The sequence below is a fragment of the Rhizobium favelukesii genome (genome assembly GCF_000577275.2).
GTDB lineage: Bacteria > Pseudomonadota > Alphaproteobacteria > Rhizobiales > Rhizobiaceae > Rhizobium > Rhizobium favelukesii.
In genome coordinates this window covers 330,169-351,222 of the sequence record NZ_HG916852.1, presented here as the reverse complement: position 1 = coordinate 351,222, position 21,054 = coordinate 330,169, and the positions used below count along the sequence as shown (strand labels likewise).

24 protein-coding genes and 3 pseudogenes are annotated in these 21,054 nt (G+C 59.8%); 16 read left to right on the top strand and 11 right to left on the bottom strand.

The window, feature by feature from the left end; translation table 11 throughout:
- Positions 1-120: 120 nt before the first annotated feature.
- The 5 genes from LPU83_RS40035 to LPU83_RS73385 all read left to right on the top strand — a co-directional run bounded on the left by LPU83_RS40035 (position 121) and on the right by LPU83_RS73385 (position 3,271).
- Complete coding sequence (locus LPU83_RS40035; RefSeq protein ID WP_157997326.1) at positions 121-387, top strand: hypothetical protein; 267 nt, start codon at positions 121-123, stop codon at positions 385-387.
- Positions 356-1,309, top strand: a complete 954-nt coding sequence (locus tag LPU83_RS40030) for a phosphotransferase family protein (protein ID WP_024317730.1) — start codon at positions 356-358, stop codon at positions 1,307-1,309. Before LPU83_RS40035 ends, LPU83_RS40030 begins: the two co-directional genes overlap by 32 nt.
- A complete protein-coding gene (locus LPU83_RS40025) occupies positions 1,299-1,670 on the top strand; it encodes a hypothetical protein (RefSeq protein WP_024317729.1) in 372 nt (123 codons plus the stop codon). The genes LPU83_RS40030 and LPU83_RS40025 overlap by 11 nt, the downstream gene beginning before the upstream one ends.
- Before the next feature lie 647 nt (positions 1,671-2,317).
- On the top strand, positions 2,318-2,611 hold the full coding sequence (locus tag LPU83_RS40020; protein WP_024317728.1) for a hypothetical protein: 294 nt from the start codon (positions 2,318-2,320) through the stop codon (positions 2,609-2,611).
- Between the two features lie 489 nt (positions 2,612-3,100).
- The gene (locus tag LPU83_RS73385; RefSeq protein WP_197901943.1) at positions 3,101-3,271 is read left to right on the top strand and encodes a hypothetical protein; all 171 of its coding nucleotides are present in this window, start codon (positions 3,101-3,103) and stop codon (positions 3,269-3,271) included.
- A 152-nt stretch (positions 3,272-3,423) separates the two neighbouring features.
- On the opposite strand, the gene LPU83_RS40010 is transcribed toward LPU83_RS73385, so the two are convergent.
- The gene (locus tag LPU83_RS40010; RefSeq protein ID WP_024317727.1) at positions 3,424-4,416 is read right to left on the bottom strand and encodes an NmrA/HSCARG family protein; all 993 of its coding nucleotides are present in this window, start codon (positions 4,414-4,416) and stop codon (positions 3,424-3,426) included.
- 179 nt (positions 4,417-4,595) lie between these two features.
- Here LPU83_RS40010 and LPU83_RS40005 point away from each other — a divergent pair, with 179 nt between their 5' ends.
- Positions 4,596-5,498: a LysR family transcriptional regulator gene (locus tag LPU83_RS40005; RefSeq protein ID WP_024317726.1), complete on the top strand. Its 903-nt coding sequence runs from the start codon at positions 4,596-4,598 to the stop codon at positions 5,496-5,498.
- Positions 5,499-5,614: 116 nt separating this feature from the next.
- On the opposite strand, the pseudogene LPU83_RS73995 reads toward LPU83_RS40005, so the two are convergent.
- The 3 genes and pseudogenes from LPU83_RS73995 to LPU83_RS39990 form a co-directional block, all read right to left on the bottom strand.
- A pseudogene (locus LPU83_RS73995) lies at positions 5,615-6,024 on the bottom strand (LysR substrate-binding domain-containing protein); the annotation flags it as partial.
- A 180-nt stretch (positions 6,025-6,204) separates the two neighbouring features.
- Positions 6,205-6,942, bottom strand: coding sequence for an IS21-like element ISRel16 family helper ATPase IstB (gene istB, locus LPU83_RS39995; RefSeq protein WP_024317380.1), 738 nt, complete (start codon positions 6,940-6,942; stop codon positions 6,205-6,207).
- An 11-nt stretch (positions 6,943-6,953) separates the two neighbouring features.
- Positions 6,954-7,736 (bottom strand): annotated as a pseudogene (locus LPU83_RS39990) (Mu transposase domain-containing protein); the annotation flags it as partial.
- Between the two features lie 44 nt (positions 7,737-7,780).
- Here LPU83_RS39990 and LPU83_RS39985 point away from each other — a divergent pair.
- The 4 genes from LPU83_RS39985 (at position 7,781) to LPU83_RS39970 (ending at position 11,042) form a co-directional block, all read left to right on the top strand.
- Positions 7,781-8,044, top strand: a complete 264-nt coding sequence (locus LPU83_RS39985; protein WP_112334063.1) for a DUF5372 family protein — start codon at positions 7,781-7,783, stop codon at positions 8,042-8,044.
- 182 nt (positions 8,045-8,226) lie between these two features.
- A complete protein-coding gene (locus LPU83_RS73990; RefSeq protein ID WP_037068933.1) occupies positions 8,227-8,676 on the top strand; it encodes a helix-turn-helix domain-containing protein in 450 nt (149 codons plus the stop codon).
- 22 nt (positions 8,677-8,698) lie between these two features.
- A complete protein-coding gene (locus LPU83_RS73985) occupies positions 8,699-8,968 on the top strand; it encodes a hypothetical protein (protein ID WP_024319304.1) in 270 nt (89 codons plus the stop codon).
- Positions 8,958-11,042, top strand: a complete 2,085-nt coding sequence (locus tag LPU83_RS39970) for a recombinase family protein (RefSeq protein WP_037068928.1) — start codon at positions 8,958-8,960, stop codon at positions 11,040-11,042. Before LPU83_RS73985 ends, LPU83_RS39970 begins: the two co-directional genes overlap by 11 nt.
- Before the next feature lie 3 nt (positions 11,043-11,045).
- Here LPU83_RS39970 and istA read toward each other — a convergent pair.
- A pseudogene (gene istA / locus LPU83_RS39965) lies at positions 11,046-11,801 on the bottom strand (IS21 family transposase); the annotation flags it as partial.
- Between the two features lie 249 nt (positions 11,802-12,050).
- Positions 12,051-12,458 (bottom strand): winged helix-turn-helix transcriptional regulator, encoded by a 408-nt coding sequence (locus LPU83_RS39960; RefSeq protein WP_024313525.1) that lies wholly within the window; start codon positions 12,456-12,458, stop codon positions 12,051-12,053.
- Positions 12,459-12,540: 82 nt separating this feature from the next.
- Between LPU83_RS39960 and LPU83_RS39955 the strand changes: the two genes are divergently transcribed.
- Both LPU83_RS39955 and LPU83_RS39950 read left to right on the top strand, forming a co-directional pair.
- Positions 12,541-12,873, top strand: coding sequence for a nuclear transport factor 2-like protein (locus LPU83_RS39955; protein ID WP_024313524.1), 333 nt, complete (start codon positions 12,541-12,543; stop codon positions 12,871-12,873).
- Positions 12,870-13,652: an SDR family oxidoreductase gene (locus LPU83_RS39950; protein WP_024313523.1), complete on the top strand. Its 783-nt coding sequence runs from the start codon at positions 12,870-12,872 to the stop codon at positions 13,650-13,652. Before LPU83_RS39955 ends, LPU83_RS39950 begins: the two co-directional genes overlap by 4 nt.
- A 227-nt stretch (positions 13,653-13,879) precedes the next feature.
- Here the strand turns inward: LPU83_RS39950 and LPU83_RS39945 are convergent, their stop codons facing one another.
- Positions 13,880-14,482: an NADPH-dependent F420 reductase gene (locus LPU83_RS39945; RefSeq protein WP_024313522.1), complete on the bottom strand. Its 603-nt coding sequence runs from the start codon at positions 14,480-14,482 to the stop codon at positions 13,880-13,882.
- Between the two features lie 215 nt (positions 14,483-14,697).
- A complete protein-coding gene (locus LPU83_RS39940) occupies positions 14,698-15,432 on the bottom strand; it encodes an SDR family NAD(P)-dependent oxidoreductase (protein WP_024313521.1) in 735 nt (244 codons plus the stop codon).
- Between the two features lie 267 nt (positions 15,433-15,699).
- On the opposite strand from LPU83_RS39940, the gene LPU83_RS39935 reads away from it, so the two are divergent.
- Entirely contained in the window at positions 15,700-16,596 is an 897-nt protein-coding gene (locus LPU83_RS39935; protein WP_037068922.1) for a LysR family transcriptional regulator, read from the top strand.
- Between the two features lie 647 nt (positions 16,597-17,243).
- Here LPU83_RS39935 and LPU83_RS39930 read toward each other — a convergent pair.
- Both LPU83_RS39930 and LPU83_RS39925 read right to left on the bottom strand, forming a co-directional pair.
- On the bottom strand, positions 17,244-17,807 hold the full coding sequence (locus LPU83_RS39930) for a methylated-DNA--[protein]-cysteine S-methyltransferase (protein WP_024313519.1): 564 nt from the start codon (positions 17,805-17,807) through the stop codon (positions 17,244-17,246).
- Between the two features lie 492 nt (positions 17,808-18,299).
- Positions 18,300-18,461, bottom strand: coding sequence for a hypothetical protein (locus LPU83_RS39925; protein WP_157997325.1), 162 nt, complete (start codon positions 18,459-18,461; stop codon positions 18,300-18,302).
- A 217-nt stretch (positions 18,462-18,678) separates the two neighbouring features.
- Here LPU83_RS39925 and LPU83_RS39920 point away from each other — a divergent pair, with 217 nt between their 5' ends.
- The 3 genes from LPU83_RS39920 to ybaK are packed head-to-tail and all read left to right on the top strand — an operon-like array spanning position 18,679 to position 20,562.
- Entirely contained in the window at positions 18,679-19,734 is a 1,056-nt protein-coding gene (locus tag LPU83_RS39920; protein ID WP_024313518.1) for a M14 family zinc carboxypeptidase, read from the top strand.
- On the top strand, positions 19,735-20,085 hold the full coding sequence (locus LPU83_RS39915; RefSeq protein ID WP_024313517.1) for an ArsC family reductase: 351 nt from the start codon (positions 19,735-19,737) through the stop codon (positions 20,083-20,085).
- Positions 20,086-20,088: 3 nt separating this feature from the next.
- Positions 20,089-20,562: a Cys-tRNA(Pro) deacylase gene (ybaK, locus tag LPU83_RS39910; RefSeq protein ID WP_024313516.1), complete on the top strand. Its 474-nt coding sequence runs from the start codon at positions 20,089-20,091 to the stop codon at positions 20,560-20,562.
- A gap of 2 nt (positions 20,563-20,564) precedes the next feature.
- On the opposite strand, the gene LPU83_RS39905 is transcribed toward ybaK, so the two are convergent.
- Positions 20,565-21,014: a MarR family winged helix-turn-helix transcriptional regulator gene (locus LPU83_RS39905; RefSeq protein ID WP_051166632.1), complete on the bottom strand. Its 450-nt coding sequence runs from the start codon at positions 21,012-21,014 to the stop codon at positions 20,565-20,567.
- Between the last annotated feature and the right edge of the window lie 40 nt (positions 21,015-21,054).

Here is a 21,054-nt window from a genome sequence, read left to right as displayed (position 1 = left end):
CCGGTTTACCCGCTCTGCAACACGGAGATCGTACGTTTTTGCAGATCCTTGCCATTCGCCCTCCGTTTCGAAAAGGCGCTGCTCCTTTCCCATATTGAGCATTCGCTGCCGGATGCCTCGATGTTCAGCGATTACGAGAAGGAGAACTTCTCGGATGGCGACATAGTCGGTTTAATGAGGGACGAGGCCGGCATAAAGTCTCTTACGCAGGAGATGATCGCCTACGACCTAGACATAGTTTCGCCCGAACGATTCCGCACAGATGTCGAAACCTTCTACGGCTCTAGGTCGCTGGAGCTTCTCCATCACATTTGCTCAATTCTACACCTCGAAGGCTTTCTCAGGGAGAGCGCGAATGGATCACTCGCTGAACCTGAAGGCCGCTGAGCGGACCCTGTCGGGCGTTACCGGGCTAACTGATGTGCGGCTCGAGGTCATCGTCGACGGGGTCAACAAGACCCTCACAGGGCAATGTAAGCGTGGCGACTTTTATCTGCGGCTCTCGCCGGCAGAGCTTCATACGGCTGACGCGGTGAAATCCGAGGCACGCACGCTGGCGTTTATCGCTGGTCATGACGCCATCGTCGCGACGCGGCCGTTCTTCGAGGATTCCCATGCGGGAGCAGCATTCAAATGGAGCGGCGAAACGTACCACGGCATTGCAACAACGGTCGCGATGGGGAGTCCGTTCGACAACTCGAATAAGCAGATGTCGTTGTTCGGCTCGGTCCTGGCAAAACTCCATTCAATTCCCGTTCTTGAGGCATTGGAAGTTCAGGAAAGCTCGGGCGCCGGAGCGCTATCTGACGCGGCGGCAACCGGACCATTGGCAGAGTCAGTTTCGACGGCTCGGACATCGGTTCACGCATGGATTACAGACGAAACACCCACACATTCGGGGGCAAAAGCGATCCTGCATGGTGACGCATGGCCGGGAAATGCACGGTTCCAATCATCTAGTGCGACGTTGTTCGATTTCGAACATACTTCCGTCGGGGATCCGACCAGGGACATTGCCAATGTAGCGTGGTGGTTGACGGGAATTGACCAGACGCCGCAACGCAAATCCGAGTTGTGGCATTCATTTCTCGAGGGCTACCGGAGCTCGATGAATTCCAGAGACTTGGATCTCTCATGCCTTCCGTACCACGTATATCTTTCTGAGCTGCGGTCGTTGTTGTTCCTCAATACGTTTATTGCTCTCAGCCCAGAAGTTGAAGCGAGCATCAAAGATGGTACGCAACATCGGGTTCGTACTTGGCGCGATTGTACGGTGGGAAGCGACGGATCTATCGTGCATGCTTGGTGACGGGTCGATTAGCATTGCCGACGCGACGTCGGTCGACCGCGCTAGATTGGTCGAAATCCTCTCCGGCGAGCACGTGCAAGCAGCGATGCCTGAAGTGGTGGAGCGTGAGATCATTGAACGCACAGTTGCCAGCAATTTGGAGATATCTGGCAATGAACCGTCTCGACTCGTGTTCATCAAAGCGCGGGTTGGCGAGATCACGGCAGGGTTAGGTCTCGCTCGTCGCATGCAGTACGGCAAGTACGCATTGGAAGTCGTTATCGGCGACGGCTGGTTGAGGCGAGGCATCGCGTCTTCTCTGATCGTTGAACTGAATCGTCGTTGCCGAGAGCTGGGAGCCGCCGCGACGTATAGTCGATAGATGCTAAGCAACCCGTAGATCCGCCGCTCCGGGCGTCACACTGCTCGAGGGGGCGAGTGGGCTCTGGCGTGCAAATCGGATAATAACACTCTGCGTCAGCTAGGTGCCGCATAGGTGGGATCGCGGAGAGTACGATTGCTTCAGCTCCCGACTCCAGTAGATGCCTGCGCAGCCTCAGATGTGACGGCATTTACATCCGGTTCCAAAAGGAGTGGCGGTTCGATTCAAACTGCCCGCACCATCATCATTCTCGATGCGGCGTTCACGTTTGAGAGCCTCGTTCGTCGGAGTGAGCGCTCCGTCAATTGAGGGCGCGCGCAACTCCAAAATACTATTCTACCGGCGCGGAAGATCACGAATTAGCGAATTTCAGATTGCCGATCCTCGACACGATGGCCTTGAGGAGTGAGGACGTGTTGGCTTCATTGTATCCGAGCGACAGGTCGATCGTCGGCGGCACGCCGGCGAGCGGCCCGTTGACGCGACCAGCGACATCGCCATCGACAGGTTGTCGACATAATGGTCGGGCGTGAGATCGATGCCGAGTTTCGCGCCGTAGGCATCGGTCACCGCCCTGAGCGCCGGGGACTTATCGTGGGGAACGCCGAGGTCGTTCTGGTCGGCTCCGGTCCCAGGGGGGCGAGGGCATGGCGTCGCTGACGCCCGAAGCGCACGAGATCTTTGGCGCCACATATGACAGCGCCGACCAACTCTGGCTGCGGGTACACTTCACGCCGAGTGAAGCAAGCCAAGCGGCTGGCCGCGCGTTTCTTGAGCGTACGCATCGGCGCATCGAGGATCGCGATCCCCTTGTCGGCGAGAAGGTCGCTCCGGCGCAGGTGGCGGCGCTGGCGATCTACGGCGCGCCGAAGCCCGACTCCTATGCTTATCTGAAGGACATCAGGCAGCCGACTCTGGTCGTGAACGCCAGTACGACGTAATTATCTACACCGTGAACTCGTTCATCTTGCAGCAGAACCTGCCGAACGCGACGCTGATCCTGTACCCGGACGCCAGCCACGGATCGCTGTTCCAGTACCCCGAGACGTTCGTAACCCCACGATCCTGTTCCTGGACGCATAAGGCCGCGCTTGGCTGGTACCACGACCCGACCTCGTCCGCAAGGCCCCGGCGCTGATGAGCGCGTGGCTGGAAGACACGATGTGGTAGCGGCCATTACCCCAAGAAAGGAGGGATACGATCACTGACACAACCCCCGACCGGAACAAGGTGCTCGTGCTGGAAGCATTCGATACGCTCTTCAGCAAGCGCGACTACGAAGCGGCCGAAGCGTTCTGGTCCGATCACTACATCCAGCACAGCGCCCATATCGAGCCGGGTCGTGACGGATTATCAACCTTATCCGCAGTGCACCCGTCACGCTCCGCTACGAGCACGGCCCGATCCTGGCCGAAAGCGATTTCGTCATCGTGCACGGGCGTTTCTCGGGCAACGGCCGGCCGGCCGCCTGGGTCGCGGCCGATGTGGTCAGGTCCGAGGATGGTCAACTCGCCGAGCATTGGGACGTGCTGCAGGACGAAGCAACGCAAGCCGAATCCAAGAGCGGTCTGCCTATGTTCGGCAACCGTTTCCCGGCCTAACCGCCGGCCCGATCCCGCTGCCTGGGCTAAACCGACGCGGCCATTTCAAAAGCCATGAAACAGAGCCGCCGCGCGGCGTAATCGAGGAAATAACATCATGTCGATCCAGTTGGACGGTGAGCGGAGCAAGGCGGTTCCGACTGACGCCTCTGTTACGTCGACAAAAGGTCGGCCTCTGAGGTGGCGCCATAGGACAGCAGGTCGCCTTGCCAATTGCTGCGTTTCAGGAACTGCTCCCAAGTCAACGCATGCGGATCGATTTTCCGACTCCACGTCAGGTCGCGGTCGGGGGCGTAATAGCCATACTCGACGGCGTATTCCACCATGCCCACCAATTCGCGCACGAGATGCTCGTCGGCGGCAAAACTCGGAAAGTGGTGCAACAATTCTTCGCGCGAGAAAGCGGAGGCGTAGTGCGCCCGCTGTCCGGTGACCCGCACAAAAGTGTCCACCATTTCTTGCGCCGAGAGAAATTCGCCGATCACTGGGAGGGTTTTGCCGGCGTATTGCGTGGGGTGATCGAAAATCTCGCGCACCGCCGGTCCGGCGGCAGTGAGCGGATCACAGAACGGCATGGGAATATGTGGCGGCAAGTATATGGGGAACGTTATGCCGTCCGCCCCGCGCTGCGGCACATAGTATTCTAGGAAATTGGTGTAGTAAAACGCCAGGTACACGAACGAACTGCGAACGGGCAAGCTGCGAATGTAGTCCTCCACCTTCGCCTTGTCGGTGAAGTGCGGCGCCCACTTAGTGCCGCCGGTACGCGCTTCGACATTTTCGAGCCCGCTGAAAACCACATGTTCGACGCCAGCGGCCACCGCCGCGTTAGCCAATTCCATGCCGAGGGTAAGCTCGTGTTCCTCCGGCGGCACCTTGACGATGGGCGGCGTCATCAAGAACGCTCCGTACGAGCCGCTCATGGCCGCGGTTAGCTCGGCCTCCATGCCGAGTTCAAGGGGTGCCACCACGACCTCGGCGCCCTTCTGCGCCAAGATTTGCGCGGGCTGGCTATCGCGGCGGCGCGTCAGGGCACGCACCCGGTAGCGCCCACTGTCGAGCAGGGCCTCGGCGACACTGCGGCCTTGCTTGCTCGAGGCACCGACAACAGTGATCAGAGGTGTGGAGGTATCGGCTTGGATCATGCAACTTCTCCTAGTCTTGAGATTCCTGACCTTGAGGTCTTGAACCGTAGTCGCCCGGTCGCTGTCCACCAGGTGCTCGTGAACAGCGACCGCGGGAAAGGTCGGACCTCAGGCCGGGAAGTCTCGCCTGTTTCGAGCTATGTTTGAAATCATAGGAATGTTCAGCTACTATCCATTCAATGGATACCAAGCGCCTGGATCTCAATCTGCTGGTCACTCTCGAGACGTTGCTCGTGGAGCAGAACGTGACGAAGGCGGCCGCGCGCCTGAATCTGAGCCAACCAGCGGTCAGTGCCCAGCTAAACCGCCTCAGGCATGAGTTCGACGACCCACTGCTAATACCTGCACAGCGAGGAATGACACCGACCGCTAAAGCAATGGAGTTGCTCGAGCCTTTGCGCCAGGCCCTTGACCAGGTTCGAGCCACGGTTGTTTCCCATAGGAACTTCGACCCGGCTGAAGCCAAGCTAACCGTCTCTATCGCCTGTACAGATTATCTGCAGGCGGCGGTGGTCAAGCCGCTCGTCGTGGAACTCAGGATGCGGGCACCCGGAGTTCGTGTCGCGCTGCGCAATCTCGACGTGGCGCAGTTGGACGCGCAGATGGTGCGGGGTGATGTGGATCTGGCGCTCATGACGCCGCAGGCCGCTTCGCCGAGTCTTCGTACTCGACACCTGTTTAACGAGCGCTATGTGCTCATTGGCCGACGGAAACATCCGAGACTACGAAAGGGAATCACGGTCGAGGAGTTTGCTGAGATGGACCAGGTAATTGTTTCCTTGGACGGCGGTGGCTTTGTGACGCCAGTGGACAGCGCTTTGGCTGACCTCGGACACAGACGCAATGCGGTGTTATCGGCAGCCTCATTCTTGTTCGTTCCTGAGATCGTGTCTTACTCGGACTTCGTTGCCCTTGTTCCAGAACGTCTCGTACGCGACCGTGCCGACAAGCTCATGGTAATAGACTGCCCATTTCCCGTCGAAGGTTTCGCAGTGGGAATGGTGTGGCACGAGCGCAGTCACGGACACGGCGGCCAACGCTGGATTCGGGAGGCTATTGCGTCGCTGATGGCGCACACATAAATGGCTGCCCTGGCCGATGACGAAAGCGACGCGCGGCTTAGCGGATTGGGGCCTCCTCGAACGTGCGACTGAGGAGCGGGCATGCAACGCAACGACTTGGAACTGAGGTTCGGTGGCTAGCGATCTGGCTTTGGCTTCTCGATCCCCGGAATAGCGACAATCTGCTCAGCAGGAAAGTCGACTAGCAGCCGGACCCGAGCGATTTGCGCGCGCTCGGGGGCAATCAGCATGCTCAGCGGGACGGGTGGCAGGGAATAATCCGGCAGGATCACCTCGAGTCGGCTAACCACCAAGAGATCGTCGACAAGCCACCGATGGGCGGGTGCAATGCCGCGCCCGGCGACGAGGCCTCGCGCGCGGCGATCCCATGGTCGACCCGAAAACGTCCTCCGAAGGGCACCGTATGGCGCTCATCGCCAGGCCCCTGCAAAGCGAGCGTGTCACTTCCCGCCACGTTCGACATCTGAATGGCCTCGTGGGCGAGCAGATCCTGCGGGAACGCGGGGGTCCCGCGCGCCGCCAGATAGTAGCCTGGCGGGCAAATACAGGAGAACGGCGGAATCGGCTCCGACTTGATCGGTGCCGATTCCGATGAAGCCGCCCCTTGTTCCGAGATGATTGCGCCCCCGGATTCCGGGATGATCTCGCCCCCTTGAGGCTGGGGTCCTGCTGGCTGTGATTGTTGTCAGTTCATTCGTGTAACGAGTCAAGATTTCCGGCGCTGATTTCGCCGCAAGCTTTCGCCGGATAGGTCGATGCGGTGGGCGTTGTGAACGAGGCGATCGAGGATGGCATCGGCGTAGGTTGGGTTGCCGATGATCTCGTGCCAGGCTGATACCGGAAGCTGGCTGGTGATAATCGTCGAGCGGCGTCCGTAGCGATCTTCGAGGATCTCCAGGAGGTCGTGGCGTGCCTGCTCATTGAGCGGTTCCAGACCCCAGTCATCAAGGATCAAGAGCTGGACGTGGCCGAGGGTTCGCTGCAGCCTTGCATAGCGGCCGTCGCCGTGGGCAAGAGCGAGATTGGCAAACAAGCGTGGCACGCGTTGATAAAGAACTGAGCGATCGTCGCGGCAGGCCTTGTGCCCGAGTGCACAGGCTAACCAGCTTTTGCCAACGCCAGATGGCCCGCAAATCGCGAGGTTGTCGTGGGCATCAATCCAGTCGCCGCCGATCAGCTTCATGAACAGCGCACGATCGAGACCGCGGTCGCTGCGGTAATCGACATCCTCAGGCACAGCATGATGGCGAAGCTTGGCAAACCGCAGCCGGGCGGCAAGCTTGCGATCGTGGCGCGAACTCCATTCTCGCTCCAGCAGTAGCCCGAGCCATTCGGCATGGGAGAGTTGTTCGCTCTCACCGTTGGTCAGCAGTTCGTTGAACGCCTTGGCCATGCCAGTCAGGCCCATGGCATTCAATTTATCAAGGGTAGGATGTGCAAGCATATGTCGTCTCCTCAGTGGTAATAGCGGGGACCGCGGATGTTGGAGTGGTTGATCGGCTCGGGTGATGATGCGCCTGATGACGCCGACGGTCGGTCAAGGTGATTGTCGAGAATGGAACGCACCGAGCCATAGGTTCGAGCGCCGATTTCCAATGCCCGGCCGCAGGCTGCATTGACCCTCTCGCGCTCAAACGCTTTGACGAGGCGGATAATGCCCAGACAGGCTCTGTAGCCCTGTTCGGGATGCGGTCGATCGGCAAGAATACGCTCGCAGAGCAATGCAACGTCTGAGCCGATCGCGGAGGCTTCGCGGCTGATACGTTCGATCGTCCAGTCGGCAAAGCGGCGATGCGATGACGGCATGTGCTCGGGCGTTGTCGTGTGCTTGCCATTGCCACTCGAACGCCTGTGGGCGGCAATCCGCTCACCTTTGTGGAAGATCTCGATGGTATTGGCGGTGATGCGGGCCTCGACCTGCTCACGCGCAAAGCGGTAGGGCACCGAGTAATAGTGCTTGTCGATATCGACATGATAATCGAGACCGGCCCTGCGTATCTTCCATTCCGCAAAGACGTATCGTTCCACAGGCAGCGGACGCAGGGCGGGATAATCCAGCTCTTCGAACAATTGCCGTCGCGTGCGCCCGACGCGACGCAGGACGCGCCTGTCGTTGAGATCAGCGAGCAATTCAGCAATCGCCGCATTCACGTCGGCAAGGCTGTAAAAGACGCGGTGGCGTAGTCGACCCAGCAGCCAGCGCTCGACAATGCGAACCGCGGCTTCGACCTTCGCCTTCTTTCAAGTCCAGGACTGCAGCTCGTGCAACTAGCCAAGCGCGCATAGAGTTTGAAGTAACGCACCCCTTTCATCCCTGGCGTGGCCAGCGTTTCGTTCTGGCGACGCGCAAGCAGAATTGGGGCGAAGACCGCGTCATGTTCTATGACGTTCAAGGACGACTGCGTTCGCTGCCGGCCTCGTGGACGGATGTCGATGAGATCGACGCATTCCGCCAGATAGCCGCAGGTCGGTCCTTCTCGCGCCCAGACGATCTGTCGGCGCTGGCGTCATTGATTGCTCACATCAAGGACCACCATGGAGATTGAAGATGCGTCAAGTAAATTACGCCGCAAATGTCAAGGTAATTATGCCGCGACTACGATGTTTGCGACGGCTTCCTTATGTGAAGTATCATTATAATGCAAGCGCTTTGGCTAATAGCTCGATATAATTCAATTGACACTAAAGTCGGCAGCGGCATATTTTACGTTACATGCAGGAGGCGCCTATGACCAAAGAAAGCAAGCCCGATCGCCTGCGCCAGATGGGCGCTCTCAACCCCAGACCCGAGGGCGTCCACGCGTCCTGGTTCCGGGAAGCAGGTTTCTTTGATCCGCTCGATCTCGTGCAAGTGAAGTACGAGATGCTTCGTCACGCCCGCCAAGACGGCACTAACAAAGCCGATGCGGCCGCGCTTTTCGGGCTGTCCCGGCAGACCTATTATCAAGCGGAGGCCGCGTTCGAGCGCGATGGCATTGCCGGCCTCTTGCCGCGCACCCGCGGGCCGAAGTCAGCCCACAAGCTTACTGGCGAGGTCATGCGTCTCGTCGAGGAGCATCTCGATGCGAACGGCCAACTGCAGGCCCGTTCGCTGGCGGAACTGGTGCATTCGAGACTGGGCATCAGCGTCCATCCTCGCAGTATCGAACGCGCGGTGGCGCGTAAAAAAAAACGATGACGGGCGGACGCACGCAATCACCATGCCGGCGAACGGCAAGGAGATTTACGAAGCGCTCCGCGCCGATGTTGTTTGCGGCACGGCTTGCGCAAGGCGGATGGGCGCCATCGTCTTTCACGGACTATGGCGCGGCCTGGCCGTGCTGATCACGCCAGAGCAGTCCACGATAGCGCGACAGCAGTCGGCGCCTCGGTCCACGACAACTTCAGTGGTCGCGCACGATCGCCAGCTCGTGCACATGCTCGCCAATATGGTGCTGGCAGCAGAGACAGGAGGAAGCCATGTCTACTGATAACGCCATGAAGATTAGTGCCGATCACCTGCGGCGCGATGCATTTCTCTACGTCCGCCAGTCCTCCCTTCGTCAGGTGTTCGAGAACACCGAGAGCACGAAGCGACAATATGCATTGCGGGACAGGGCGGTGGCGCTGGGTTGGCCGATTGAGCGCGTCCACGTCATCGACAACGACCTCGGCCTTTCCGGTGCACAGTCGCAGGACCGCGACGGATTTCAGCGCTTGGTGAGCGAGGTCGCGATGGGGCACGCAGGGATCGTGCTGGGACTGGAAGTATCTCGCCTGGCTCGCAACAATGCTGACTGGCATCGCCTTCTTGAGTTGGCCGCCATGTCGCGCACGCTCATCATGGATGAAGATGGCGTCTACGACGCGGCGTCCTTCAACGATCGTATGTTGCTCGGATTGAAGGGCACGATGAGTGAGGCCGAACTGCACATCCTGAAGTCTCGACTGCAAGGTGGCATTCTTAATAAGGCGCGTCGTGGGGAGCTCGAGTTACCGTTGCCGATCGGATTCGTTTACACGCCTGATACGCGCGTGGTGCTCGATCCGGATCGCCAGATCCAGGACACGGTGCGCATGCTGTTCGATACCTTCCGGGAGGCGGGCTCAGCTTGTGCGGTCGTGCGCCGCCTGCGTAGCGAGAAGATCCTGTTTCCTCGGCGCATTCGGCGCGGTCTCGGCAAGGGTGATGTCCTTTGGAGCGAGATAGACCACTCCCGTCTGCTTCAGATTTTGCACAATCCCCGATACGCTGGCGCTTTCGCGTACGGACGCACACGCACTGTCTACAATGCCAAGCTGAAGTCCGTACAGCAGAAGATGCCGAGGTCCGACTGGCAGGTGCTCATCCCTCAGGCCCACGAAGGCTATATCTCATGGGATGAGTTCGAGCGTAATCAATCAAGCCTGGAACAAAATGCAGTCGGTTTTTCTCCGGGCCTGCGGGGTCGTATGCCTCGCCAGGGCAGCGGCTTGTTGCAAGGTCGAGTTTTGTGCGGTCGATGCGGCGCCCGCATGCGGGTCCATTATGAACAGTTCGAGGACAAGCTTCGTCCCTATTACGTCTGCAACGAGGCCGTCGTTCGTCACGCTGGAAAGACCTGCCAATGGGCAAGAGGACCTGCGATCGATGAAGCGGTCAGCGCGTTGCTGCTTGAAGCAATGGCACCGACGGCGATAGAAGTCGCGCTGGCGGTACAGCAGGAGATCTCACAACGTGTCGAGCAAGCCGCCTCGCTGCGCGACAAGCAGCTACAGCGCGCCCGGTATGAGGCTGAACTCGCACGTCGCCGCTATCTGAAGGTCGATCCCGACAACCGCTTGGTTGTCGACGCACTCGAAGCGGACTGGAATGGCAAACTACGCGACCTCGATGCGCTTCAGCGCGAACATGAGCGTCAAAACGAGACAGACCAGTTATTGTTGAATGGCCCTACGCAGGAACGGATTCGGGCGCTGGCCGCCGATTTTCCTCGCATCTGGAACCACGAACATACAAGCGCTGTCGAGCGCAAACGCATGCTTGGTCTCCTCATCGAAGACGTGACGCTGCTGGTCGACGAGCAGATCAACATGCACATACGCTGGCGCGGAGGGCGCACGCAAAGCCTGGCAGTCGCTCGTCCCCGGCCCATGGCAGTGATCCGCAAGACCCCGGAAGCGGTCGTAGCGTTGATCAACGAACTGCTGGAGACCGACAACGACCAGCAGATTGCCAGTCGTCTCAATACGCTCGGGCATCGTAACTGGCGCGGTGAGCCTTTTACGCTGAAGAAGGTCATGCTCGTTCGTCGAGCCTATGGGCTGAAGACCCGGTTCGAACGGTTGCGCGAGAGCGGCATGCTTACCGGCGAGGAAGTCGCCCGCCAGCTTGGCGTCAGCACCACAACCGTCCACCAACTCGGACGCGATGGCGTTCTCAAGCGCCACCGCTACGCTACCAACCATCGTTACCTGTATGAGCCTCCAGGCAACGTCAGACTCGCAAAAGGCGTCGGCGGTCGCTATGGTAGCCGCCAACCCCGGTTGATTGGCGCTCAACAAATCCAACAAGGTGCATCGTGATGTCCGCTCCTTGTCGCGCGGGCGGCGCGGTCGTGCCGGAAGAACAGCGCTTCCGTAATGAGCCGCCATCCCGGCATAGGTGCGATTGACCTGCGGATCAAAATGGCAGGCCTTGATGACGGCGACCTTGGCGTTGTCGGGAACCAGCAACGCCGGTGCGCCACCGAACGCCTCAAGCGCAAGCAGGTGACATTCGATCCAGTCGGGCAACGTTTCGCTCCAGCGAGCATGTGCAAATGAAAGGCTCGATGCGCCGAGCACTGCGACGAACAGGTGGGCTTGCCGCGTCTTTCCCGACAATCTGTCGACGACCACCGTGACCGTGTCGCCGGCATAATCGACGAACAGCTTTTCGCCGGCCGCATGGTTTTGGCGCGTTGTCACCGGCAGCTTCAGCGCCCAGCCGCGATACAAATCACAGTAACGGCTGTAGCGATATCCCTCGGGATGAAGGCCGATATACTCGTCCCAGAGGATCTGCAGCGTCACATGCTTGCGCTTCAGTTCCCGGTGAACAAGAGCCCAATCCGGCTCAGCGCTGCGGCGATGACCGGTCTTCGTGCCGGCAGCCTTGTAGAGAGCCGCTTCCAACATCGCATCGCTGACGTCCTCGCCCAACGGCCAGGAAAGCCCAGCAATGTCCACACGGCGCAGCGTCTCACGCACCGTCGACGGCGCCGCACCAACGCGCACCGCAATCGACTTGTGGCCAAGGCCTTCCTCAAATCTGTATCTCAGTATCTCGCGGACACGCCGCATCTTCAGTCTCTCCGCTGGCATCGCGTTCCTTCCTCTCAGGCAACTGAAAGGACGAACGTCTCACCAGCAGAACACCCCGACAAACACCCCAATCAGAGGGCGGCATCATCTCGGAACAAGGGGGCGGTTAATTCTCGGAATTGGGGGGCGGCATTATTTCGGAATGCGGGGGCGGATTGCCTCGGAATCTGCATGATCGGCGATAAGTGGACAACATCATCGATCCAATAGAATGCCTGCACGAGTCTCTCAACGAGACGCAGTGCCATCCAGATCTTTGGTGTCATCAGCGAACTCGCGCTCGGCGGCCCACGTCAGCAGCGCGTCGAGCGCCGGACACAGCGCCTGTCCCCAGGCCGTAAGACCATATTCGACCTTCGGCGGCACCTGGTGATGCACGATACGGCGAACAATGCCGTCCTTCTCCATCTGTCGAAGCTGCTGGATCAGCATCTTCTGCGAGATGGCCGGAATGGCGCGTTCCAGATCCGAAAACCTCAGCAGCTTGCCGCCGAACAAGTGGAAGAGGATCACGAGCTTCCAGCGGCCTTCGAGAATCTTGAGCGCCTGTTCGACCCCATGGGCTGCCGAGGTTGGTGTTAGGCCATCGCCCTTACTTTCTGGTAAGTACCCTACTTTTTCGTGCGTTCTTGTCATTTGGGAAGCTTAAACCCAATCTTCTGAGGGATCAATTCGCATCGCCCAGGGCGATCTGGTCATTCCGAGAAGGAGAACAATCATGTCTATCGACCTAGCAAAACCGATCGCCGACTATTTCACCGCGGACGCGGACAAAGCTGATCGTGAGGCCGTCGCACGGTGTTTCACTGAAGATGCCGTCGTGAAAGACGAAGGCCAGGTCTACATCGGCCGCGTTACCGTCAAGCAGTGGAAGGAGAATTCCACGACGAAGTATCAATATACGAGCGAGCCGTTCGCATCCGAAGACAAGGATGGAAAGACCGTCATCGCCAGCCACTTGGTCGGAAACTTCCCCGGAAGCCCAGTTGATCTCCGCTATTTTTTCGAGCTTGACGGCGACAAGATCGCATCGCTGGAGATCATCCCATGAGCTTCAGCCTAGAACTTGAAGGTCGTCGGGCGCTGGTAACGGGCGGCACAAAGGGCCTCGGCGAAGCGGTGGTGTCGGTGCTTCTCGACGCTGGTGTCAGGGTCCTGACGACCGCGCGTTCGATCCCCGAAACCTCGTCCGATGGCGTCCATTTCGTGGCCGCTGACCTTTCGACGGCCGATGGATGCTCTGCTGTTGCGAAGGCGGTCACGGAGCAACTTGGCGGGATCGATATCATCGTCAACGTGCTCGGCGGGTCGAGCGCGCCAGGCGGCGGTTTCGCTGCGCTCGATGACTATCAATGGTCAAAGGCGTTGGATCAGAATCTGATGGCGGCCGTTCGGATCGATCGCGCGCTGTTGCCATCGATGATCGAACGGGGATCGGGCGTTATTATTCACGTCACCTCAATCCAGCGCGAACTGCCGCTACCGGAATCCACGACCGCCTATGCGGCCGCAAAGGCGGCGCTTTCGACCTACAGCAAGAGTTTGTCGAAAGAGGTCACGCCCAAGGGCATCCGTGTGGTGCGTGTGTCACCGGGCTGGATCGAGACTGAGGCGGCGGTGAACTTGGCGAAACGGCTCGCGGAGCACGAGGGCACGGACTATGAAGGCGGCAAGCAGATCATCATGAAATCGCTTGGCGGCATCCCTCTTGGACGTCCGGCAAAGCCGAAAGAGGTGGCGGATTTGATCGCGTTCCTCGTGTCAGATCGCGCCGGTTCAATAACGGGCACCGAATATGTCGTTGACGGTGGAACGGTCCCGACTGTCTGAGCCTGATCGGCGACAGATTGAGACCATCAATCTTCTCGCAGCGAGCCATCGTCATCGCCGCGGAGCGATCCGAAGACATCGTCCGGGATTTCCCGGAGGAAGCTTCGACCGTCAGGCCCACCCCAACCTTCGCGACTTTGCGGCCTTCAAATATTCGGTCGCGCGCTGCTCGAAGAAGTTAGCGCGCGTGACCAGTTCTTGGCGTCGATCACACGGTCGTAGATCGACTACTGCTCCTTCTTGAACAAATCCTGGAAGATGAGCTGGCCCCAAGTGCGGCCGCGTGCGTGCACCAGCGCGCCACCCTCGTTGAGCTTTCCCAGCTTGACGGGTGCGAACCCGAGTTGTTTGGCCAAGGCCGCCACGGGAGCGATCGCGTCCTCGTCGTCGCTCGACAGAAAGACGACCCGGTGCCCGCCCTCGACGATCGGATCGGCAGCCAGGCTGGCCGCAACCAGGTGATTGAAACCTTTCACGAGCTTGGCGCCGGTGAACGCCTTCGCGACGAAGGCGGAGGACGGGAGGCCGTCCAGCTCTTCAAGGAGAACTCCAAACGCGTTCGTCGCGTCGATGACTGTCTTGCCTTCCCAGCTCGGCAGGGCCTTCGCAAGCTCACGATGCTCCCCGAACGGGACCGCCAAGATGATCGTGTCGGCCTCGACTGCGTCCCGCAGCGACTTGGCGACGACCCTGGGTCCAATCGCCCGAGCCTGCGGCGCCAACGCCTCGGGCGGCCGGCGGCTCGCGACGGTCACGTCGATGTTTTTACGGGCGAAGGCGTGGGCGAGAGCCTGGCCTACCGCACCGAATCCTACAATCGCATAGCTCATAATACTTCTCCGATCCGTGTTGATATTGATTCCCCGGCCCTCAACGGCGCTGGGTTATCCGTTTCGCTGCATGGCGACCTTCGCGAGATCTTCGGACCACCACCCCAAGCGATGCGCGTCATCGGTTCGAATTCCTGAATTGACGCGTAGACGTCCTGCCGTGAACGACTTCCGCGCGGCCGGACGGTCAGCCGCTTCCCGCGATCCGGCGCGATTCAGATGGCCGAGGTGCCGCCGTCGACATACAATTCCACCCCATTCACGAAGCTCGAATCGTCTGAAGCAAGAAACAGCGCGACCGTCGCAATTTCCTCAGGACCACCCATCTTTCCCCGCGGGACCAGGGATTCGAAATACCGCTTCGTCTCCTCGTCGAAGAGTTGCTCCTGAATGGGTGTGGCGATCTGCCCCGGGCTCAGCACGTTCACCCGGATTTTCCTGCCCTTCAGTTCGTTGAGCCACCCGCGTGCGAATGCGAGCAACGTCGCCTTGCTCGCCGCATACACGCTGAAACCAGGAAACCCTTTGATCGAAGCAATTGACCCGGTCATGAAGATCGATCCACCATCGTTGAACAGCGGCAACGCCTTCTGAACCGTAAACAGCGTGCCGCGCGCATTCAGGCCGAAGGCCGCATCGAAGTGCTGCTCGGTAATCTCGCCCAGGGGGACGGCTTCGCCCATGCCGGCGCTCGCGTACAGGATGTCGATCTTGCCCTTTTCCCGGTTGACTGTATCGAACAGGCGGTCGAGGTCGTCGAGATTGGACGCGTCGCCGCGCACGCCGGTCACGTTCCGGCCGATCAGCTTGACGGCCTCATCGAGCGGCTCCTGTCTCCGGCCCGTGATGAAAACATAGGCGCCTTCTTCAACGAACCGCTTGGCGCTCGCCAGCGCCATGCCGCTCGATCCACCCGTGATGACAGCAACCTTACCCTCAAGCTTTCCCATGACTTCTCCTTTCGTCGTATCGGACAGCGTCTGCCTCCGAGAACTTCGAAATGGGTCCGCGGGCGTCAGTTGTTGAGTGCGGAAGCGCGCACATCGGTGGTGCGAAATCGATCCGGCTGGACGACTGACGCCAGCCGCGACGATCGGTGTCCGCCGTTCGGAATTGGGCAGCACTCGTCGACATAGGCTATGATGACCGCCAGTACTGCTGTTCGATGTGTTAGATACGGGCTTTGGAAGGCGCACCGCACGGTGCGGGATTGCACCATGATCGACTGGGATGACGTTCGCTACTTTCTTGCCGTCGCGCGCGGGGGCTCGGTCCGAGCCGCCGCCGAGGGCCTCGGGGTGTATCACTCGACCGTGCTGCGACGCATCGCACAGCTCGAGGAACGCCTCGGGGCGCAGATGTTCGAAAAGCTGCCTTCGGGGTACCGCCTGACGGCTGCGGGCGAGGAGGTCCTCGAGCTCGCGAACCAGATGGAAGCGTCGTCGCACCAGCTGGAGACGCGCGTCTTCGGGCGCGACCAGAGCGTGCGCGGGCTTCTGCGGGTGACGTTGGCTCCGCCCCTCGCGACACACCTGCTCATGCCGGACTTCGCCGATTTCGCGCGTCTGCATCCGGACATCGAGATGGAAATCTTGTCGTCCGGCGAGCTGGCAAATCTGACCAACCGAGAGGCCGACGTGGCGATCCGCGTCGTCTACGACCGCAAAACCCTGCCGCTCAATCTTCACGGCCTGAAGGGACCGGAGCTGTTCGGCGGCGTCTACATGTCCTGCGATCGACTAGCCGCATGGCGTGTGGGCGCGCCTGATCCCATCCGGTGGATCGTCATAAGCATTCATGGAATTCCGGATTGGGCCAGCGAGGGTGACGTTCGCACCACGGGGGTTCCATTCAGGACCACGGACGCCGAGGCGCAGATCGTTGCTGTACGGCAAGGGCTCGGGATCACGACACTGCCGTGCTTCTTCGGAGATGCCGACCCCCTACTGGTGAGGGTGCCGGGCACCGACCTGCACATGTACGGAACGCTCTGGCTTCTCACACAGGGGGAGACACGCAAGACGAAGCGCGTGCGGCTCTTCACGGAGTTCGTATCCCGCAGGCTCGCCGCGTACGGTCCGCTTCTCGCGGGGCTGTCCATATCGCGCGACTGACGCCCGGCAGGTCGCCGGCGACGCTTGCCGTGATCCGGTCGGAAGCCGAGCTGCGATCGCTTGAAGCGGCGTCGTTCAATCTGCGAATATTGCGCCGTATCGCAACCGGCGCGAGAGCCACACTACTGACGGCGACGGACTTCACCATCGCTGACGGTCTTTTTGGCAGGCTGGAGACGCCGCTTCTGCGGAGAACTCCGAGGAAAATAGACCAACCGATATCGATCGTCTTTGAAACCGAGCAAATCGCGGATCGCCGAAATTCTCCTTTGAATTCAAGAGCCAGAATTTCTGACGGATCCGGGATACGGTTCTTCGTCGTCAGCGGAAAGATTTTCCTCGATGGATGGCATAGCGGGTCTGCTATGTGACGCGACGGTACTTTTTATCGCCAACGGCGAAGCGATGGCCGGTCAAAAATTCTATCCCAAGGGTCAATAGGCTCTGATAGTCGGCGACACCTCAAAAATAGTTTTTCGGCCATTTTCCCTTTAAAATCATAAGCCTAACTTTTTGACGGCCTCGGTGTCGGGTCTTTCTCGACGCCACGAAATATTTGCAAGCAATTTCAATTGGTTATAAGCCGTTTAACCATCGAGTGGCAACGATTACCGGTCGCAATCGCCTTATGCGACCTCCAAACCCTATCATAAATCGAGGGATTGCTGCGCCGGTTTCGGCGGCGCCAGGCTGACGCCCTCGAGTTCGAGCATCTTCTGCTTGGACGACGAACCTCCCGGTGCGGAAAAGCCGCCGATCTTGTTTCCGGCCGCAAGAACACGATGGCAAGGGATGATCAACGCCACCGGATTTTTCGCCATCGCCTGGCCGACATCGCGCGCCGCCTCCGGCCCCGCGCCGAGTTGCTTTGCGAGTGCGCCATAGGTGGTCGTGTGACCCCAGCCGACCTGCCGGGCGGCATCGTAGATCTGTTTGAAGAAGGCGTCCTGGCCAGTGAGGTCAAGCTTGATGGCCGAGAAATCCGTCGGCTCTCCGTGGAAATAGCGCTTTACCGCCGCCACCGCCTCGGTGACTGCAGGAGGTGGCGCTGTGGGTTCGGCGCCTGGGATGCGACGCAGGAGAAGGCGCTCCGTCGCCTCGGCGCTCGACGTCGGCAATTGGAAACGCGTGACGCCGACATCGCTCCAGGCAAGACCGCAAAAGCCGGCGGCGGTTTCGAAGATCAGATAGTGGTGCGTTGCCTGTTTCATGGTCACTGCCTCCATGCTGGATCACCCTGAAAATCGTGTAGCCGAGCGCTGAATTCAACCCGTTTCTTGCGCGGCACCAAACGCCATGCCGCGAATCATGATTCAATGCTCTTTTTCTTTTCTTCATTTCAAGATCAGGTATTACGATCCCTGCATTCCCTGGAGAACGAAAGGCGGGCAGATGCCCCGGTAGCTGGTCATGCACGAACAGAGCCGACAGGCATCCTTCGACTTCCCCGAAAATCAGCCCGCGCGCATCACGCTTCGACAATGAGAAACGTTTCTTTGCGATTTTGCCGGACGGGCAATCGCTCAGTGAATCCCTGGAGGCCCAAAGGCGGCTCCAGCTGGCTCACCTTCCCTTCGCATCACCGCATCCAACCGAGCTTCTGCATGTCTCGCTAACGTGGACTAGAGCACGCGGATTTCAGATGCGGTGATCTTCGCAGCCGTCGGGCCGCCAGTGCCATCGACGCCTGCCAGTTCGAACTGTCATTTGATCATGTCGCGACCTTCAGGACGTCTCCACGAAACGCCATCGTCCCCAGCGGCAACGGTGACCGCGAGCTGCTGCGGTAACTGCATGTGCAGATCGGCATCGAGATGCACAATCTCGGCGAAGACGCCAGAATAACTCGCAACCTTCATCCTCATGCCACACTACTCTACGACAGCGACGAGATGCCGCGCGTCGCTCTGCTGAGACCCGTGGTCGTCGCCGCGCGAATTCGTACTGCTCCGCAATCGTCCGCGCGAACGTGGCTACGAGTATGTCGATCGTTGGCCGCTGCAGGTGCGAGGATAACGACTTGCCGAGGGCTATGAGAGTCGCTTAAAGCTCCTGCGACGACGGCATGACGGGGAGAGCGATATGAATACGTCCGAAATCATCATTGCGGGCGACACGGCGGGTATCGAATGGCGGCTTCCCGTTCTTCGCTTCAAGGGCAGCGATCCCGCGGCGCCGAAGGTTTATATTCAGGCAGCCCTGCACGCCGACGAACTGCCTGGCACCGCTTTGGTGCATTATCTGTGCGAAAGTTTGCGCCAGTCCGAAAGTGCCGGCCAGATCAAGAGCGACATTATCGTCGTCCCGCATGCCAACCCGATCGGTGCGGCCCAGTCTCATTTCGGCGAACTTCAGGGCCGCTTCGATCTTGGATCGCGCACCAACTTCAATCGGGAATTTCCGCTGATTTCGGTGAAGGATCGCGACGGGCTTCTTGAGAAGCTCGAGCGTCTTGCGGCAGTCGACAAACTGAAACGCCAGTTGCTGCACATGGCGCTTGGATGCGATCTGGTGATCGATCTGCATTGCGATGATGAGTCGCTGCAATATGCTTATATCGATGAGGCTTTCTGGCCGGAGGCGGCCGATCTCGCATCGGCGATGGAGATGGAGGCGGTTCTTCTATCGGATGGCGAGAGTTCGGCGTTTGAAGAAGCCGTCGGTTTTGCCTGGAAGTACGAGACGCCGGAGAAGCGATCGCGCCTGCCCGGCAAGCTGTCTGTGACCGTCGAGCTTCGCGGCCGCCGCGATGTCTATCCCGGGATGGCGATGAAGGATGCCGAGGGGCTTTGGACGTTTCTGGCAAGCCGCGGCGCCATCGACGCCGCTGTTTCACTGCCCGCCTTCGAAGGACCAGCGGTACCGCTCGACAATATCGAGATGGTCCGTGCGCCGGAGGCCGGTACGGTTCTGTTCCACCGCAACATCGGCGAGCAGGTTGTCGAAGGCGACATTCTTGCCACGTTGATCACCCGGCCCGGTATGGCTGATGGCAGCATCGAGATTCGGGCGCCGCAGGCCGGGCTGATCGTTACGCGCAGTTCCGAACGGCTCGTTCGCCGCCGCGCCGACCTGATGAAGATTGCTTGCAAGACCGCCAGCAAGGCGATGCGCAAACCCGGAACGCTGGAGGACTAAGTGACCGTCACGATCTACGGCATCAAGAACTGCGACACGATGAAGAAGGCGCGCAACTGGCTGGAGGAGCACGATATCGCCTACCAGTTTCACGACTACAAGGCAGTCGGAATCGATCGCGCGCATCTGCAAGCATGGACGAAGGACGCAGGCTGGGAGACCGTGCTCAACCGCGCAGGCACGACCTTTCGCAAGCTGCCGGAGGCCGACCGCGACAATCTCGACGAGGGCAAGGCGATCGCGTTGATGCTGGCGCAGCCGTCAATGATCAAGCGTCCCGTTATCGAGGCGCACGGCAGGCTGCTGATCGGCTTCAAGCCCGAGATCTACGGCAGCTTCTTCGAGGCGTGATCGATGTCCAAAACGACGCGCGCCACACAAGTCCTCAGCAAGGCAGGGGTTACCTTTACGGTTCACACCTATGACTACGACCCGAATGCAGAGCGTGTCGGCCTGCAGGCTGCCGAGGCGCTTGGCGAGGAGCCGCATCGCGTGTTGAAGACGCTAATGGCGGAGGTCGACGGCAAGGCAGTCTGCGTTGTCGTTCCCTCCAATCGCGAGGTCAGTATGAAGAAGGTGGCAAACGTCTTCGGCGGCAAGTCCGCCAACATGATGAAGCCCGCCGATGCCGAGCGCCTGACAGGCTACCACGTCGGCGGCATCAGCCCTTTCGGGCAGCGGAAGTTCGTCCCGACCGCGATCGAAGAGGCGGCACTTGTCGAAACGCAGGTCTACATCAATGGCGGACAGCGCGGGCTGCAGGTTCGGCTCGATCCGAAGGACGCGTTGAGGACGCTGAAGGCCTCGGCCGCACCTCTCATCGCCTGAACTCAGCTGAAGCGTGCCAGCAGAGACGCAAGCGCGACGGCATCGGCCTCGCTCAACTTCGAACCGAGATTGTCTTCGATGGCCTTGGCATAGACCTGCCACATGCGCTTCTGCAGCGCGCGGCCGCTTTCGGTGACAACCACCCACCGCCCGCGCCCATCCTGATCGAAGGTTTCGCGCTGGACCAGGCCTTCTTTCTCAAGGCGATCGATCAGGCGCGAGAGATTGTACTGGGCAAGCAGCGTGCGCTCTTCGATCTCGAACGGTCGCAATCTGCCTTGCGGCGACCGCACCAATTCCCAGAGCACATCGTACCAACCAAGCGAGGGCAATCCGGCCGACTTGAGATCCGCTTCGATCCGGCCGAGCAGCCGTTGCTGCGCACGCATAAGCCTGATCCAGGCATTGATCGCGGCGTCCGACGGACTCACTTTATCTCGTTCTTCATGCATAGATGCATTTACATTTATCTTGAACTGCGACGCAAGAAAC

Excerpts from the sequence above, each read along its gene's own strand:
- LPU83_RS40035 (WP_157997326.1), top strand. The coding sequence starts at position 121 with ATGTTCAGCGATTACGAGAAGGAGAACTTCTCGGATGGCGACATAGTC.
- LPU83_RS40030 (WP_024317730.1), top strand. The coding sequence starts at position 356 with ATGGATCACTCGCTGAACCTGAAGGCCGCTGAGCGGACCCTGTCGGGC.
- LPU83_RS40025 (WP_024317729.1), top strand. The coding sequence starts at position 1,299 with ATGCTTGGTGACGGGTCGATTAGCATTGCCGACGCGACGTCGGTCGAC.
- LPU83_RS40020 (WP_024317728.1), top strand. The coding sequence starts at position 2,318 with ATGGCGTCGCTGACGCCCGAAGCGCACGAGATCTTTGGCGCCACATAT.
- LPU83_RS40010 (WP_024317727.1), bottom strand. The coding sequence starts at position 4,416 with ATGATCCAAGCCGATACCTCCACACCTCTGATCACTGTTGTCGGTGCC.
- LPU83_RS40005 (WP_024317726.1), top strand. The coding sequence starts at position 4,596 with ATGGATACCAAGCGCCTGGATCTCAATCTGCTGGTCACTCTCGAGACG.
- istB (WP_024317380.1), bottom strand. The coding sequence starts at position 6,942 with ATGCTTGCACATCCTACCCTTGATAAATTGAATGCCATGGGCCTGACT.
- LPU83_RS73990 (WP_037068933.1), top strand. The coding sequence starts at position 8,227 with ATGACCAAAGAAAGCAAGCCCGATCGCCTGCGCCAGATGGGCGCTCTC.
- LPU83_RS73985 (WP_024319304.1), top strand. The coding sequence starts at position 8,699 with ATGCCGGCGAACGGCAAGGAGATTTACGAAGCGCTCCGCGCCGATGTT.
- LPU83_RS39970 (WP_037068928.1), top strand. The coding sequence starts at position 8,958 with ATGTCTACTGATAACGCCATGAAGATTAGTGCCGATCACCTGCGGCGC.
- LPU83_RS39960 (WP_024313525.1), bottom strand. The coding sequence starts at position 12,458 with ATGACAAGAACGCACGAAAAAGTAGGGTACTTACCAGAAAGTAAGGGC.
- LPU83_RS39955 (WP_024313524.1), top strand. The coding sequence starts at position 12,541 with ATGTCTATCGACCTAGCAAAACCGATCGCCGACTATTTCACCGCGGAC.
- LPU83_RS39950 (WP_024313523.1), top strand. The coding sequence starts at position 12,870 with ATGAGCTTCAGCCTAGAACTTGAAGGTCGTCGGGCGCTGGTAACGGGC.
- LPU83_RS39945 (WP_024313522.1), bottom strand. The coding sequence starts at position 14,482 with ATGAGCTATGCGATTGTAGGATTCGGTGCGGTAGGCCAGGCTCTCGCC.
- LPU83_RS39940 (WP_024313521.1), bottom strand. The coding sequence starts at position 15,432 with ATGGGAAAGCTTGAGGGTAAGGTTGCTGTCATCACGGGTGGATCGAGC.
- LPU83_RS39935 (WP_037068922.1), top strand. The coding sequence starts at position 15,700 with ATGATCGACTGGGATGACGTTCGCTACTTTCTTGCCGTCGCGCGCGGG.
- LPU83_RS39930 (WP_024313519.1), bottom strand. The coding sequence starts at position 17,807 with ATGAAACAGGCAACGCACCACTATCTGATCTTCGAAACCGCCGCCGGC.
- LPU83_RS39925 (WP_157997325.1), bottom strand. The coding sequence starts at position 18,461 with ATGAGGATGAAGGTTGCGAGTTATTCTGGCGTCTTCGCCGAGATTGTG.
- LPU83_RS39920 (WP_024313518.1), top strand. The coding sequence starts at position 18,679 with ATGAATACGTCCGAAATCATCATTGCGGGCGACACGGCGGGTATCGAA.
- ybaK (WP_024313516.1), top strand. The coding sequence starts at position 20,089 with ATGTCCAAAACGACGCGCGCCACACAAGTCCTCAGCAAGGCAGGGGTT.
- LPU83_RS39905 (WP_051166632.1), bottom strand. The coding sequence starts at position 21,014 with ATGCATGAAGAACGAGATAAAGTGAGTCCGTCGGACGCCGCGATCAAT.